This window comes from Acidobacteriota bacterium, from assembly GCA_016713675.1.
Taxonomy (GTDB): domain Bacteria; phylum Acidobacteriota; class Blastocatellia; order Pyrinomonadales; family Pyrinomonadaceae; genus OLB17.
Window position 1 is genome coordinate 1773241 of record JADJOS010000001.1, and the last position, 15514, is coordinate 1788754.

Consider the following 15514-nt stretch of genomic DNA (forward strand, 5'->3'; position numbering starts at 1 on the left):
CTGCGCGCGTTGTGGTAAGCTCATCAAATAATCTTCTCATAAGCGCTTGTAAAGCCAAGCGCTTATGATTCCACCGACAAGATGCTAAAAGGAAATATTCCCGAACTCTGTCTGTATTACGATCTCGAATGGGTGCCTGACGCGGCTGGTGCCCGTAGGCTGTACAACCTCCCTGATGACACGACCGAGATCGATGCAATGCAGCAATTGTGGGAACACTCGCCGCAATACGACGCCGATAAAAATCCGAGACCATTTCTCAAGTACATGTTCTCGTGCGTGGTTTCGATCGCCTTTCTTTCACGACGGGTCGTATACCGTGAGGGTGAACGTATGATCGAATTTGGGCTAAACTCGCTCCCGAAATTGCCTCTTGTTGTTGAGGACGTAAATGAGGCTGAGATCATTCAGCAGTTTCTTTATTTTGTCGGAAAACGTCGGCCGCAGTTGGTCGGGTACAATTCTGCTGAGTCGGACCTACAGGTTTTGATCCAACGCGGAATGATCAACGAGGTGACGGCGCCCGAATTTAGTGAGCGGCCCGCCAAACCTTGGGAAGGACCTGACTATTTTGATTCACGGAACAGCGAGGCACATCTAGATATATTGAAAAAGCTATCGGGCGGCGCCATGACGCCTAGGCTCGACGAACTGGCAAAGTTATGCGGTTATCCAGGAAAGATCGATGTGAAGGGCGACCAGGTGACCGATCTGTGGCTTGAAAGAGACATCACAAAGATCATCGAATACAACCAGATCGACACTCTGAACACTTATTTGGTTTGGCTGAGGCTTGTCTATTTTGCAGGGAAAATGACGGAAGAAGAATATTTTGACGAAACCGAGCAATTTCGAACTTTTCTTGAGGTCGAGGCCGAAAAGGAAGAAAAGGCGTTTCTCACGCAATTCACCGAACAGTGGCCGCTCTAAATATGGAAATTGGCAAGATTTATCTCGAAAGCTGTACCGAAACGTTAAAGCGAATGCCGGATGATCTGATCGACATGACGATCACAAGTCCGCCTTATGACGACCTGCGTGATTACAACGGTTATCACTTTCCGGTCGAGGATATCGCTCGCGGGCTGTTTGTAAAGACAAAACCTGGGGGCGTTGTGGTTTGGGTCGTAGGTGACCGGACATTGAACGGTAGTGAATCATTGACCAGTTTTAAGCACGCCATTACATTTCAAGCGGCGGGCTTTCGAGTTCACGATACGATGATCTACGCCAAGAACAATCCCATCCCGAGTGATTGCGGTAAACGTTACCGGCAAGCGTTCGAGTATATGTTCTGCTTCAGTAAAGGTCAGCCTGCGACGTTCAATCCCATTACACAGGCAATAAAACAGGAGAAAGCGTTCAAGTCTTTTCGGATTACTAAGGTCGGGCGAAACGACCTTTCCCATGATCATGTTGCTCCGAAAGAGCGGAAAGTCAACAATATCTTCCATTACAATGTTGGCACTTCGTCATCGAAAGACAAGATCGCTTTCGAACATCCTGCTATCTTTCCTGAACAGCTTGCGCGGGACCAAATAAACACCTGGACCAATATCGGCGACCTTGTTTATGACTGTTTTATGGGCAGTGGAACGACCGCGAAGGCAGCCAATCAACTGGGCCGCAGATGGATCGGTTCGGAGATCTCTGCAGAATACGTAACGATCGCCGAGCAGCGATTGAGCTTGTATCTGGACGACCGCACTTTGTCGGCCGGGAAATAACAACTTTACCGGCGCTTCTTGCGTCTAATCACTAATAAGGCAAAGCTGGTCGAGGTAGATATGAAACAGTTACTTTTTGCGGTGTATTCGTTGCTTTTGTTGGCATCAGTTATCGTTGCTCAGCCAAGGCCGATCGAAAAGAGCTCAAATCCGAACACCAAACCTGCTCCTGCCGCGTTCGAGGCAAAATACGAAGGTGGACTTTTTGGCTTTACTGAAAAGGCGGAAGGGACTCTCAAATTCGATGACGAGAACGGCCGGTTGGTGTTTTACGGGAAGACCAAAAAAGAGATGTTCTCGATACCATTCGAGTCACTTATCGTTATCTATCCGACCTCGGAATCAGTAACTTCGACCACGGGGAATGTCGTCAAAAATATTCCGCTCCCGGGTGCAGGGCTTGCGGGTCTAATTAAGGAAAAGCGAAGGTATCTTGTCCTGCAGTTCGATGACCCTGATGCTGATGTCAAAGGAATGGTCAACTTCAAGATCGAAAATAAGGAGCTCTTGATTCCGTAATCCAAACGCTCGGTGTCAAAGCAAATATGACGCAGCGTGGTGACGCATTTTACCGCCCGCGGACTACGAAGAGTCTGATCTAATTGATATCTCCAAATCTATGTTGAAGTATCGCGGAAATGGCGATCATTGCGGTTTCCGCACGAAGGATCCGGCCCCCAAGTGTGGCAATGGTGATTCCGTGTTTGCGAGCCGTTTCTAATTCGACATCGTCCCATCCGCCTTTCGGACCGAATATTGCGGTCATTCGCCTACTTGCGGTCACAGTCGCGAGGCCGCTGCCATCACGTTCCGAGAACATCAATAATTCATTGATGTTTGCTTTCTTTATAAATTCGCCAAACCCGATCGGTTCCTGAATTTCCATTAACTTAGCCCGACCGCACTGTTTGGTGGCTTCGAGTGCAATCCTTCGCCAACGCCCGAGCCTTTTCGAAGCATCTCTTGACTTCACTTCGCTTCGAATCGTAGTGAGTGGTGTTAGCGATGACACGCCAAGCTCGACGGCTTTCTGCACGATCAAGTCATACTTTTCTCCATTCAGGATAGTTGGAACGATACTTAGTTGCAAGAATGATTCCGGGGCTGCCGGTTCGATCTTCTTGATTATTTCCAACTCAGAACTTCGTTTGCCAATGTTCGATATAGAGCACTGAAATTCGTGACCCTCGCCGTCAAATACTGAAACATTATCGCCGGAAGTTAATCTCAATACATCGCGAAGATGCCGCGTCTCGTCTTCATCAAGGGTCACCGCAGATTCAGAAAAACTCTTGACCGGTGCGTAAAATCTTCGCATAACTTACAATTCGGGCCTAATATCGCCAAATAATTCCTTAAACTCAGGAGTGTCTTGCCGGATCGCGATCCAGCTCTCAAAAAGCTCGGGCGTCTGCAGCCACAGCGATAGCCATTGTGTGATCTCCATGGCGACCTGGCGTTCGACAGCTTCCGTCTTTTTGGAGGCGGCGATCTCGTCGACCTCATTTTTCCCCCGACGAGCGGTTTCCCGCAATTCACGAAGCCCATCTTTATCGCCGTCCTTGCGATATTTTTTGCGCAGATTCTCAAGATCTCGAATCGTAGAAAGCGCGGAACGGAGGCTTTCGAGCTTCGTTATGGAACGAAGAGCCGCGTCATACGGTCGATTCGACGATCGAATTACAAAAAGCTCCATTATCTCGGCATGCCGCAATTCCGCACCTTCATCGGCCAGAAGTCGAGCAAGGGCCATCGGCGAATCAACCGCGGATCGTCCGAAATGGGAAGCAACTGCGGTCTCGATAGCTTCGATCTCAGCTCGGCCCACGTTCTCGCAATCGAGCTTTTCCCAAACTTCGATAATTAGTTCGGATTTTGTCCGGGCATTCCACATTAAGATCAATGTTGTTCTTGCACGATCTGGATCAAGTCTGTTGTTGAATGATCTTTCGGGTCGCCCACTATCACCACCTTCCCGCCGACCTCATTCACGATCTCCCGCTCCGGCACCGAATCGGTTGTATAGTCCGTACCTTTTGCGTGAAAATCAGGCCGAATCGTTCGTATCAACTCCCCAACGGTCGGCTCATCAAAGATCGTGACCAGATCTACACATTTAAGCGACGCGACGATTTCCGCTCGTTCGCCCTGAGGCATATATGGTCGGTTTGGACCTTTCAATAGGCGTGTTTGCCGATCGGAATTTATGCCCACAACCAGCATTCCGCCAACCGCTTTCGCACCCTGCAAATACCTGACGTGTCCGACATGGAACAGGTCAAAGCACCCGTTGGCCAGAATAATGGTGCTTCCGGATGACCGCATGTCGACAACGGCTTCAGCAAGGGCTTCACGGTCCAGGATCGGTGCGGGTGCGGTTCTAGACATGATGCTTTGAATCCGGAGTAAATGAATGCTCATTGAGCGACAAGATCAATTCTGAGCCTTTTACCGTGGCGGTTCCTTTCTTCATTACTACGATACCCCCCGCGTGGTTCGCGATACGGGCGGCTTCGGGAAAACCAAAACCGGATGCCAGCCCTAGGGCAAATGCGGCCATTACGGTGTCACCTGCTCCGGTGACATCCACAGGATCAAACGAGCCGACAGCGTCAAAATGGAGCATGCCGGCGTTTGATGAGAAAAGTTCCATCCCTTTATTTCCGTTTGTGACAAGCAGAGCTCTGTAACCAAGATCGTGGCAAAGAGCTTCGACCTCTTGAGCAGAAAAGTCCTTGCCGAGGATCTGCTCAACTTCTTCTTGGTTCGGCGTTGCCGCCGTGGCACCGGCAAAATCGCGAAGCCGAAATCGCGAATCAACAAGAAGCGGTATCCCTCGTTTTTCTGCTAAGATCCTTGCGGCGTCGAAGATCGATGCGTCAGCCACGCCGTAATTATAGTCAGAGAGGATTATGGCGTCGGCATCATCGCCCGCAGCGGTGATATTGGCGATCAATTTCTTGCGAACAGCGTCAGATATTTCGGATCGATTCTCGTAATCGATCCGAATTACCTGTTGATGAACCGCATGTGGCTGACCAGCTAGTACTCTCAATTTTGTGGTGGTGCTGATCGAATCGTCAGTCATAACACCTGATATATCGACTTTGTTTACTTCTAATGCGCTACTCAATAACTTGCCATTCGCATCATTTCCTATTACACCGACGACGTATGGCGAACCTCCCAACGAGGCGACATTGGCGGCTGCATTGGCGGCGGCTCCGGGCAAAGTGATGGTGACATCGTGTCGCAAAATGAATACCGGAGCTTCGCGCGATACACGAGCGATCGTGCCGTTTAGATACTGATCGGCAACGAGGTCGCCGATGATCAATACTTTATTAGAAGCGAAGCTGCGCAGTAAATTATCGTTGAAATTTGTCATCGGCCAATTGAAAAATTACTACAGTTCTCAACGAGAAACAAAAATGGTTGAGGACCGATATCCTCAACCATTCTCAATAGCTGCCTAAAAACCAAGTTAATGAGTGTCGAAACCAGCAACCGGGTAATCGCCCGGAAGACCCCACTGAGTCTGGGTAAGAGCCGTGAAGCCGCTCGAGCTGGTCAGTACATAGAAAGTGCCCGTCGTGTCACGCCATATCGAAATGTCGGTTTTGCCATCACCGTCATAATCATTTTGCGTACTAAGGTCAGATCCGGTCAGTCCAAAGAACGTCGCTATTAACCCGCCATCTGTGCTTTTTAGAATGTACCACGCGAGGTTGGATGTCGGGGTCGTTCCTTCGCGTAAGACCGCGAGGTCCGTCTTACCGTCTCCGTCATAATCACCCGGAACGACGAGATCGTTACTGAGTCCCCAGTTGATGATCGTATAGCCAGTGTCGCTGCTTCGTCGAATATAGAATGTTGCCTGGCTGCTGGGAGTAGCCCCCGGGCGTTGGACACCGTAGTCAAATTTGCCGTCTCCGTCATAATCGCCGGGAGCCGTATAATCTGTTGAAAGACCAAACTGTGTCGCAGAAAAACTGCCCAAGCTTCCGAGGACGTACCAGATCATGTTGCCGCCGGTACGCCGAACAACCGCTAGATCGGTCTTGCCATCGCCGTCGTAATCGCGGGCGACCGGTTCATCGCCGGTTAATCCGAAGGCATTGGCGGCGAACGTGCTATTCGAACTGTTAAGCCTGTACCAAACACCGTCGGTGTCGCGCCAAACGGATATGTCGCCTTTGCTGTCACCGTCGAAGTCGCCCGGTGACGGGTAGTCAATATTCGAAAGTCCGAACTGCTGAGCAATAAAACCTGTCGGGCTGCTGCTGTTCTTGATGTACCAAACATTTGAGCTTGGCCGAAAGATCGTAAAATCGGCCTTGTTGTCCATGTCGTAGTCCATCGCCTTGCGAAGTGCTATTTGACCCATGGCCGAGACTGCGAATAACATCGCGATTGCGGTGACGATTGCGATCTTATTGGTCGCAGCAAAAAAAGTTCTCATTGTAATGTCCTTAAAACAAAAGATGTCTATAAAGTCCCGGCAACGAAATGCCAAAAATCCGTATCTTCATAATATACGCTTTTTGACCAACCAAAGGCAAGAAAAACCAACTAATTCCTTACCTGAGAAAATCCTTTCAAAAGTCTTAATTTACGGTCAAAAACTACACGTTAGACGCGTGCGTCAATTGAAAAGTTGGAAAAACCGTAAAAAAAGTTCCATCAATTTCTGCTTTGCACGACCGTAAAGCTCTGGCCCGCTATCGAGATCGAGCCGGTTCGTGAGATAGTCGGGTTTACAGGGACCCGGAATATGACCGTTCCGTTCCCGCTAAGTGCGTCGCCGCTCATGACCTTTATCCACGGCGACAGGCTCTTGACCTGGTAGTCGCAGTTCTGGCCGGAAGTAATATTGATCGAGAAAACACCGCCCTTTGTCGGTACATTCATCGAACCGCCTGCGTTCGTGAAAGTGCAAACGCTCTGATTTCGCAATGCCCGGTCCACATTGAGCCTTCCGCCAGTTTTTACAAGCGGTGCCCAAGGGGCGAGCGGGTCGACGGTGTTCAGCAGCGTTGCTTTAAGCGAAGCCACCGATAAACTTGGATTGTATGCCGACAGCAAAGCCGCCGCTCCCGCCACGTGAGGTGATGCCATCGAGGTGCCGGTCATCGCGCCATAACTCGAGTTTGATCCGAAGGTCGTGCTCAAGATAACGCTGCCCGGAGCTGCCAGATCGACGGTAACGAGGCCGATATTTGACGAACTGTTTCGTGTATCTGTCGAAGTTGAGTTCGCAACCGAGATTATGCTCGGCGATGTGTAGCTGGCCGGATATGCCGGCAAAGTATCGGTATTGCGTCCGTCATTTCCGGCGGCGAATACATTCAGAATGCCCACAGCACCCATTGCGTCGATACCGTCCTTTGTTGCCTGGTCGTAGCCGCAGGCTTCATCGCATCCGCCGTATGAATTATTTGTAACGCGAATGTTCACCCCGCGCAGCTTCATCATCCGCACATAGTTATATGCATTGACCAACATTGCGGACGTTGAGCCAAAACCTGTGTTGTTGTAGATCTTGATCGGCATGATCTTTACAGACCAATTGACGCCTGTAACACCAACAAAATTATTCCCCGCAGCTCCGATCGTTCCGCCGGTGTGGGTGCCGTGACCGTGTTCGTCGGCAGGATTTGAATCGTTATAAAAGAAATCCATACCATTGACATCATCAATGAAGCCGTTCCCGTCGTCATCGATACTGTTTGCCGGTATCTCGCCCGGATTGACCCAAAGGTTCGGCAGGAGGTCCTCGTGCGTCATACGCATACCGGTATCAATGTTAGCGACCACCACCGCAGAACTTCCGGTCGAAAGGTCCCATGCCGATGGAGCTGATATTTTCGTCAGACCATACATACCCGCTGCATTGAATTGAGCGTCGTTCGGAGTTAACTGCAGGTGGTAGTAAAAATTAGGCTGCGCAAACTCGACACCTTCGAGTCGATTGTAGAGTTCGATCGCTTTGTCGATCGACATTCCCACGGGAAGCTGAACGCGCTGCCATTTCGAGTCGCCAAGATCTTCCAAAACTGCGGAGCCGACAGCCCGGTGTGCAATTCGGGCAGCGTTGACTCCATGGCCATTATTGAATTTTACAAGGAGTTCGCCGGCGACGAACCGTTCGCCGAGGCTTTGTGCAAATATTCCGGTGAAGATACCGGCCAACAAAACACAGAACGTGACGAATATCAATCGATATGGAAGGGACTTTCGATCCATAATTAACAGTGTCGGGGTTCGCCGAAAAAATACATCAAATCTGAAATTAACCGGCCGGTGACAAGCGGCACGGTCGGCCGCAAATGAGAGGAAGGTAAAATGGGGCGGCTAGTGGGATTCGAACCCACGACATCCTGAACCACAATCAGGCGCTCTAACCGCTGAACTATAGCCGCCATTTTATTTCAGACACAAGATCTGAAAACTCACTAATTTTGGTACCCCCGGCACGGCTCGAACGTGCGACCTACGGCTTAGAAGGCCGTTGCTCTATCCAACTGAGCTACGGGAGCATACGCCTTGAGCAACAGGTATTCTATCCTGTGGCCCAACCCAAGTCAACTTTTTGGTGCCCGTAATAACGGCTTCGGATCTACGATCTAAGGAGCAATCAGATGTGCCTGTGGTCATTTTTGTTAGAATGCGGAACGCCCCTCGGTTTTTGTAAAATGTTGACAACATTAGAGATATCCATTTTGTCGATTTTGTCCGTTCCGCGGCGTTCCGGACAGAGTGGAATGCTGTAACATATTGTGTTTACTGAGGTTGCGGCGATATTTCGTGCTCCGTTCCACGTTCCGGAAAAAAAATTTAAAATGTAAGACACGTGTGTTACGGCCGATGCAATTCCTCGTTGATTTTCAAAGATCGTAATATACAGGATAGCTTATATTGCAGCAGTCGTCCAGAATTTGATTTATGAGACAAAGCCTGCTTTTTTCCTTGCAACCGAATTTTCGGAGAGATGCCGTGTCGGTGAGCTACCTATTAACTCTTAGGCCGCGGAAGCCTTTCGTTCGCTTATCTTGGCGATCATTTGTTCAAAGACCTCGGTGAGGTCGAGTTCGCTGGTGTCGATGACGACGGCATCTTCGGCGATGGTGAGCGGGGAATCTTCGCGCGAGACGTCGCGCTCGTCGCGCTCATTTATCTCGGCGAGTGTCTGTTCGTAGGTCGAGATGCGGCCCTTTGATTGGTCCTCGGTGTGACGGCGTCGGGCACGGGCCTCGGGTTTGGCGGTGAGAAAGAATTTGATGTCGGCATTTGGGAAAACAACGCTGCCGATATCACGGCCCTCGAGAACGCAGCCGTTCGGGGCCGATTCGCCGATCACACGCTGATGCTCGACCATTATCCGGCGGACCTCGGAGATCGTCGAAACGATGGACGCGGCCTGTGCGGCATCGAGCGTGCGGATGTCGACCGAGACATCCTGGCCGTCGAGCATTACTTTCATCGCGTCCGGTTCGCCGATGAGATCGATCTCCGAGTTTTCGGCTATGTAGGCAATGCGGTCGATGTCGCGATACGGCACATTGGCACGGTTTACGGCCAAGGCGACGGCGCGATACATCGCACCGGTGTCGAGATAGAGCAGGTTCAGTTTTTTGGCAAGCATCTTGCCGAGCGTTGATTTGCCCGCTCCGCTTGGGCCGTCGATAGCTATGATCATCGTGTCAGGAAATCGTCTTTTTGATCTTAGAGGGTAGTTTATCAAAAACGAGTTCGTAAGACTTGCCGATAAGTGATTTTAGTTCGTCGGGCGTGACGGCGTCGAGATCGGCGACGCGGACCCATTTATAACGGCCCACATAGGCAGCCGGATCGATGCCTTCGCGTTCGATGAGTTCGTTAAATGTCTCCGGCGTGCATTTCAACGACAATCCCCCGCTTATCGAATCGGCACCGGTAACGCAAAACATTTTCGCCCCGACACAGAAACACAGATCCGCGCCCCATTTGATATCCTCGGTCGCACCGGGAAATGCGAGGCAGAATTTGCGGAGCTGTTCGATGTTCATAATTACCTCACGACAGAGGCACAGAGATGCGGAGCAAAACAAAATGCGAAAGCCCGCACGATAGTAAGGGCGTAACACGCAACTAGCAGATCGTATACACCATGGTTACTGTTTTCGAAATGTCCTCAGCCGATACGTCGCAATGCGTGACAAACCTGATCTTCGTGCCGAAACCGATCGCGAGTATTCCTTTTTCTTTCAACGCCGCGATAATCTCCGCGGCCGATTTGCCGGTGCCGGAAATATCGAAAATGACGATGTTCGTCTCGACTGTTTCGATGTCGATCGCGATGCCGTTGATGTTTGCGAGGCCTTCGGCAAGGCGTTTTGCGTTAGCATGATCTTCGTGAAGGCGTTTTGGCGATTCTTTGAGGGCGATGAGTCCGGCGGCGGCGAGGATCCCAGCTTGACGCATGCCGCCGCCGAGGCGTTTTCGCCAAATGCGAGCTTCGCTGATGAATTCGTGCGAGCCGAGCAGAATCGAACCGACCGGTGCTCCGAGCCCTTTGGAAAGGCAAAACTGGATCGAATCACAATCGCGAGTCAGGTGGGCGACCGATTCGTTGAGTGCCGTAGCCGCATTGAATATCCGAGCGCCGTCCATGTGAACTGGTAACCGAATGGCGTGAGCATTCTCGCAAAGTTCGGCACAATATGCTGACGACATTACGCGGCCGCCGGCTAGATTATGTGTGTTTTCGAGACAGAGAAGCCCGGTTTGCGTGTGGTCGTAGATGCTGTCGGTGCTCAGGACCGCAGCGATCTCGGCCCACGTGAGCATTCCCGAACCGTCACCGCTCTTTACAGGCCTGATCGTCACACCGGCTAGGATCGCTGACGCGCCAAGCTCATAATTGAGGATATGGCCGCGTTCCTCAATGACGATTTCCTGGCCAGGTTTTGTGTGTACCTTGACGGCGATCTGATTGCCCATCGTCCCGCTAGGGATGAACAACGCAGCTTCCTTTTCAAATATCTCGGCCGAACGCTCCTGCAAACGATTGATCGTCGGATCCTCGCCATAAACGTCGTCGCCAACCTCCGCCGCCGCCATCGCCCGCCGCATGGTTTCGCTCGGTTTTGTAACTGTATCGCTGCGGAGATCGATCATGGCTAGTGAATAGGGAATAGGGAATAGTGAATAATTAAGAGTTCCTAAAGATCATGACGGCGTCCATGTTAACTGATCGACCGGCCAGTCTGCTCGCTTTGCGCCAGCCTGATAAGCACTTTCGAGGAATTCGAGCACCGCTTTGCGCGGGTTTTCGAGATCTCTAATATCGTCGTACATTAGCAGAGCCATTCCGCCGTCGGGCGTCCAGAATGCGGTTTCAGGTTGTAGTGGTTCATCCTCCAATCCATCAGGTTTCGGTGCAGTATATGAATAAAACGCCGGGGCGGCGACGCTGTTTTCCTTGTCGTCGCCGAACCAAAATCCGAAACTGATGACCTCGTGCGAATAGGCCTCGCGAGTGACCATATTGGCTCCCTCGATCGGCTGTGCCGGACGGCCGGAGAAACGGGTCAACGCAAGGTCAAAGCTGTGCCAGAACAGGTGTACGGGCGTCGATTTGCCTATGAAACGGCCGCGGAATTCCTCGAATATCACATCGACCGCGACAAGTATCTTGTGAAAACGCTCAACGTAATCCTTGTCGTAACTTTTGTTTTCGTGATCGTCGGCGAACGGCGTCGTTGAAGGAGCTTCGTACGGTTCGGCCTTGATCTCGGGGTTGAGGCCAAGCTTGGTGAGGTTTGCAAAAACGCTCGCGTAAAAATCGGCGACCGTCAGGCCGTCATAGAGAGCGAAATCTTCGACGCGGCCGTCACTCATGCGGATCTTTAGTTCGTGATCGTGAAAGTCGAACTCGATCTCAAAGCCTCCGCCTTCGTGCTGGATCGTCCGGGTCGTCAAACCACGCGGACTGACATAGAGAGGCACGTGCCACCAGTGATTGATACGCGGATGAGTTCGCAGACGTATCTTGCCGACGATCTGCAGATAAAGGTGCAGAGTGTTCTTTGTCGGCCTCCAGGCGTCAAGCGGCATTTCGGGGAAAAGTTCGGCGTTGCTCATAATGTTCAAGCTCACAGGCCTTCCAACTCGACATCTGCCGGCTTAGTTCGGCAAAGATTCGTAAAACCGATCGTCCTCGTAACAAAAGCCCCAATTCTCGCCGGGCTCGAACGATTCGATCACGGGATGGCTGCTTGCGTGAAAGTGCTTGGTCGCGTGCCGGTTTATCGAATTGTCGCAGCAACCGACATGGCCGCACATTCTGCAGAGCCTCAGATGTACCCAACGATCACCGGTCTTGAGACATTCCTCGCAGCCAGCCGCACTTGGTTTTACCGGTAGTATGGCGTTGATATGTTCGCAATAATCCATGTGAAATTTACCTAAGAAAGCCGTTTCCGATAATCTTACGCTTCGACAGACGTCAACTCAAATTTTGAAACAGATCCATTGACCAGAGGCGTAAAACGGACTAAATTGTTGGAACACCTAGGGAGGAATTTGTTATGTCTGAAGTAAAGGCGATACCGGAAGGCTATGAAGGGATCACGCCCTATTTGATCTGCCGAAATGCGACGGCGGCGATCGATTTTTATAAACGCGCATTTGGAGCCATTGAGCTATTCCGGATCGGCGGCCCCGGAATGGTGGGACATGCCGAGATGAAGATCGGAAACGCTATATTCATGTTGGCGGATGAGTTTCCGCCGCTGGCGGTCAGCCCGGAAACGGTCGGCGGTTCGAGCGTTAGCCTGTATATCTACGTTGAGGACGTCGATTCCTTTACCGAAAAGGCGATCGCGGAAGGGCTAGAGGTATTAAAGCCGGTCGCAGACCAGTTTTATGGCGACCGAACGGGACATTTTAAAGATCCGTTCGGCCACCTGTGGGCCTTTGGGACGCATATCGAGGACCTGACACCCGAGGAGCTCGGCGAACGTGCCAAGGCCGCTCACGGCGGCTAGAACTTAACGCGAGAATCAAATACTTGCACCTCGCTGCCGATCGGCAGTACGAAAAGCCGTGTGCCGTCGGGGCTGAAATACGCTCCGTACATCGACGTTTCGAAAGGCATTGTTAACACCGTTTCGCCGGTTCTCGTGTCCCAGAGTTTTACAGTCTGGTCAGACGATGCCGAGACGAGGCGTTTGCCGTCGGGGCTGAACGAGATGCCATAGATGCCTTCGTCGTGATTCAACACAAGCTGAATATTGCGGAGTTTTGTATCGAAAACCTTTGCGGAGCGCCCGGATGCGGCAGCAATCTGCTTCCCGTCAGGGCTGAAAGCTATTGACAACACGCGGCCTGTGCCAGCCGATACGTTCCCGAGCGTTTTGCCGTTTGCGGCATCCCAGAGAATTACCGAGCCATCGGTGCCGCCCGTCGCGAATATTTTGCCGTCACGTGTTGACGTGATGAATGTCGTACCGTTCTTGTGATTGAGATCGCGAACGAGTTTTCCCGTTTCTGCATCCCAGATCTTCGCACTGTCGGCCGATGATGTTGCAAAGACATTTTTGCCATCGGGGCTGAAATCAACAGAGATCAGTTGATTGCCACCTTTGACTTCTTCAAACGTCCGCAGTTCAGTCTTGCTCTCGATATCCCACAATTTGATCGTATTGTCGTTCCCGACGCTTGCCAACCGTTTGCCGTCCGGGCTAAATGCGACAGCATTCGCCGACTGGCCGTGAGCCTGCCATACGGCGGTTTCGGTTCCGGTTGCGAGATTCCACAGTCGCAATTTGCCCATCCACGCAGCAGTTGCGGCCGTTTTGCCATCGGGGCTGACTGCAAATCCGTACGCGCTGCCATCGTGTTTCCAACTTTGTCGCTTCGCGTCGTCCGGTGAGAAATTCCATGTCTTAACGGTGGCGTCGCCCGAGGCAGTGTAGAAAGTTTTTCCTTCCGGGCCGACGGCTACGGCGTTGACGCTTTTTGTGTGTCCGTGAAGAGAAGTTAACTCATTTCCGGTTGCGGCGTCCCACAGTTTTAGGCTCTGATCTGTGGAAACCGAAACCAGATTTTTCCCGTCGGGCGTGAACGCGATGCCGTTGACCCATTTCGCATGGCCGGTGCCGGCTCCGCCGAGTTTTCTAGCCATTTTTCCGGTTGCGGTGTCCCAAATTCGAATAGCATTGTCCTTGCCGCCCGCAGCCAGCCACTTTCCGTCGGGGCTGAACGCTATCGCTTGCCCCGCCTTGTAAACCTCGTCGCCTTCGCTTTGCATCACGGTAGGCTCGCCCCATTTTGCCGTGTCCCACACGGCGACGATCTTGTCGACTTCCCACGAAGCGACAGCTAGCCGTTTCCCGTCCGGACTGAATGCGATCGCGACGAGCGGCTTGATACCGTATTCGAGTTGTTTTATAGATCTTCCGGTTAGGGCGTCCCAAACCTCGACAATTCCCCAAACGCCGCGTGCCTGTGTGACATTCCACGAGCAGGCCGCGATAAATGCTCCGTCAGGGCTAAAGGCGACCGCCGTAATACCTCTGCCCTGACCCTGAAATCGCCGGACCTCGTTTTTTGCTGCGATATCCCAAACTATGACCAAATGACGCGAGAATGTGGCGGCGAGACCTTTGCCGTCCGGCGAGAACGTGACTGACTGCGGGGAAAGTTTTGCATCAGTAAAAGTAAAAACCTCTGATCCGGTGGTCAGATCGATTATCTTGATCGTGCGATCTGACGAGGCACTCGCCAAAAGCTTACCGTCCGGGCTAACGGCAACAGCGGTAACGGGTGCGGTATGCATTATGCGTGACAACGCGTGCTGACTGGTCTGAGCATTGAGATAGGCCCATTCCCAGCCGCGATATTTGACCGGGGCCGCATCGATCCAACGCCTTGCCTCGCCTGTTTCGTTGACGCGCAGGGCATTTGAGGCCGCAGCAATATGGGCGAGATAGGATCGATACTCGATGTCAGCTTTCTGTGAAACCGCTATCCGGGAACACGCGGCGAAGATGAACAGTAGGCTGACCATCCGAAGCAGTTTGGCAATTGTGTGGTATTTCATTAAATGAATTCTATACGACTCCGTGATAATATGTTTGACCATGCTGACTAAGGAAACACTTGATTTTCTCAAAAAACTCTCCACAAACAACAACCGCGAATGGTTTCAGGCGAACAAAAAGGCATTCGACGCGGCTCAGGACAATATGACGGCTTTTGCCGGTTACCTGATCGGCGAGATCGGCAAATTCGATGACATCGTTGCCGATATCGACCCGAAAATATGCGTTTTTCGCATCTATCGCGATGTTCGATTTTCAAAGGACAAGAGCCCGTACAAAGTAAATCTCGGAGCCTACATCAGCCCCGGCGGCCGCAAATCGATGCAGCCCGGTTACTATTTTCACCTGCAGCCCGGAGCGAGCTTTGTCGCCGGCGGCAAACATATTCCCGACGGCCCGGAACTGCTGAAAATACGCACCGCGATCGCCGCAAATACACACGAATTTCTCAAGATCATCAGTAAGAAAAGTTACTCTGATACCTTCGGCGAAATGCGCGGTGACCGTCTCAAATCTGCCCCGAAAGGCTTCGATCCCGAACACAAAGCCGTCGAACATCTAAAACTAAAAGAGTTCATGGCCTACACCGAGCTGCACGATGACGAGTTTCTAGTGTCGTCCGAGTTTCCAAAATATCTCGGGAAAACGATGAAAGAGATGTATCCGCTGATCTCGTTCTTGCGGAAGTCACTAACATGA

General features: G+C 51.6%; 17 protein-coding genes and 2 tRNA genes. 5 read left to right on the forward strand and 14 right to left on the reverse strand.

The genetic code is table 11. The features are described 5' to 3' along the window. The first annotated feature begins 81 nt into the window (after positions 1 to 81). Genes IPK01_08060 through IPK01_08070 form a run of 3 tightly spaced genes read left to right on the forward strand, consistent with a single transcriptional unit; the run spans position 82 to position 2246 of the window. Positions 82 to 930, forward strand: coding sequence for a ribonuclease H-like domain-containing protein (locus IPK01_08060; protein ID MBK7933448.1), 849 nt, complete (start codon positions 82 to 84; stop codon positions 928 to 930). Positions 931 to 932: 2 nt separating this feature from the next. Then, the gene (locus IPK01_08065) at positions 933 to 1727 is read left to right on the forward strand and encodes a site-specific DNA-methyltransferase (protein MBK7933449.1); all 795 of its coding nucleotides are present in this window, start codon (positions 933 to 935) and stop codon (positions 1725 to 1727) included. Positions 1728 to 1787: 60 nt separating this feature from the next. After that, on the forward strand, positions 1788 to 2246 hold the full coding sequence (locus IPK01_08070; protein MBK7933450.1) for a hypothetical protein: 459 nt from the start codon (positions 1788 to 1790) through the stop codon (positions 2244 to 2246). 79 nt (positions 2247 to 2325) lie between these two features. Here the strand turns inward: IPK01_08070 and IPK01_08075 are convergent, their stop codons facing one another. The 13 genes from IPK01_08075 to IPK01_08135 form a co-directional block, all read right to left on the reverse strand. Beyond that, positions 2326 to 3045 (reverse strand): 16S rRNA (uracil(1498)-N(3))-methyltransferase, encoded by a 720-nt coding sequence (locus tag IPK01_08075; protein MBK7933451.1) that lies wholly within the window; start codon positions 3043 to 3045, stop codon positions 2326 to 2328. Between the two features lie 3 nt (positions 3046 to 3048). Further along, complete coding sequence (locus IPK01_08080) at positions 3049 to 3630, reverse strand: hypothetical protein (GenBank protein ID MBK7933452.1); 582 nt, start codon at positions 3628 to 3630, stop codon at positions 3049 to 3051. After that, positions 3627 to 4115 (reverse strand): adenylyltransferase/cytidyltransferase family protein, encoded by a 489-nt coding sequence (locus IPK01_08085; protein MBK7933453.1) that lies wholly within the window; start codon positions 4113 to 4115, stop codon positions 3627 to 3629. Before IPK01_08085 ends, IPK01_08080 begins: the two co-directional genes overlap by 4 nt. After that, a complete protein-coding gene (locus IPK01_08090) occupies positions 4108 to 5115 on the reverse strand; it encodes a hypothetical protein (protein ID MBK7933454.1) in 1008 nt (335 codons plus the stop codon). The genes IPK01_08085 and IPK01_08090 overlap by 8 nt, the downstream gene beginning before the upstream one ends. Before the next feature lie 96 nt (positions 5116 to 5211). Beyond that, positions 5212 to 6189 carry a VCBS repeat-containing protein gene (locus IPK01_08095; protein ID MBK7933455.1) on the reverse strand — a complete coding sequence of 326 codons (978 nt, stop codon included), beginning with the start codon at positions 6187 to 6189 and terminating at the stop codon, positions 5212 to 5214. 221 nt (positions 6190 to 6410) lie between these two features. Next, the gene (locus IPK01_08100; protein ID MBK7933456.1) at positions 6411 to 7973 is read right to left on the reverse strand and encodes a S8 family serine peptidase; all 1563 of its coding nucleotides are present in this window, start codon (positions 7971 to 7973) and stop codon (positions 6411 to 6413) included. A 100-nt stretch (positions 7974 to 8073) separates the two neighbouring features. Continuing rightward, positions 8074 to 8149, reverse strand: a tRNA-His gene (locus IPK01_08105). A 40-nt stretch (positions 8150 to 8189) separates the two neighbouring features. Next, positions 8190 to 8266 (reverse strand) — tRNA-Arg (locus tag IPK01_08110). A 482-nt stretch (positions 8267 to 8748) separates the two neighbouring features. After that, a complete protein-coding gene (locus IPK01_08115) occupies positions 8749 to 9426 on the reverse strand; it encodes a (d)CMP kinase (protein MBK7933457.1) in 678 nt (225 codons plus the stop codon). A gap of 4 nt (positions 9427 to 9430) precedes the next feature. After that, complete coding sequence (locus IPK01_08120) at positions 9431 to 9775, reverse strand: MmcQ/YjbR family DNA-binding protein (protein MBK7933458.1); 345 nt, start codon at positions 9773 to 9775, stop codon at positions 9431 to 9433. 82 nt (positions 9776 to 9857) lie between these two features. Continuing rightward, positions 9858 to 10886, reverse strand: a complete 1029-nt coding sequence (ltaE, locus tag IPK01_08125) for a low-specificity L-threonine aldolase (GenBank protein ID MBK7933459.1) — start codon at positions 10884 to 10886, stop codon at positions 9858 to 9860. 51 nt (positions 10887 to 10937) lie between these two features. Further along, complete coding sequence (locus IPK01_08130) at positions 10938 to 11852, reverse strand: hypothetical protein (GenBank protein MBK7933460.1); 915 nt, start codon at positions 11850 to 11852, stop codon at positions 10938 to 10940. A gap of 42 nt (positions 11853 to 11894) precedes the next feature. Continuing rightward, a complete protein-coding gene (locus IPK01_08135) occupies positions 11895 to 12164 on the reverse strand; it encodes a UBP-type zinc finger domain-containing protein (GenBank protein ID MBK7933461.1) in 270 nt (89 codons plus the stop codon). A gap of 134 nt (positions 12165 to 12298) precedes the next feature. On the opposite strand from IPK01_08135, the gene IPK01_08140 reads away from it, so the two are divergent. Continuing rightward, positions 12299 to 12757, forward strand: coding sequence for a VOC family protein (locus tag IPK01_08140; GenBank protein ID MBK7933462.1), 459 nt, complete (start codon positions 12299 to 12301; stop codon positions 12755 to 12757). On the opposite strand, the gene IPK01_08145 is transcribed toward IPK01_08140, so the two are convergent. Continuing rightward, complete coding sequence (locus IPK01_08145; protein ID MBK7933463.1) at positions 12754 to 14814, reverse strand: PD40 domain-containing protein; 2061 nt, start codon at positions 14812 to 14814, stop codon at positions 12754 to 12756. The two genes, IPK01_08140 and IPK01_08145, sit on opposite strands and share 4 nt — an antisense overlap. Before the next feature lie 34 nt (positions 14815 to 14848). On the opposite strand from IPK01_08145, the gene IPK01_08150 reads away from it, so the two are divergent. After that, entirely contained in the window at positions 14849 to 15514 is a 666-nt protein-coding gene (locus IPK01_08150) for a DUF2461 domain-containing protein (GenBank protein ID MBK7933464.1), read from the forward strand.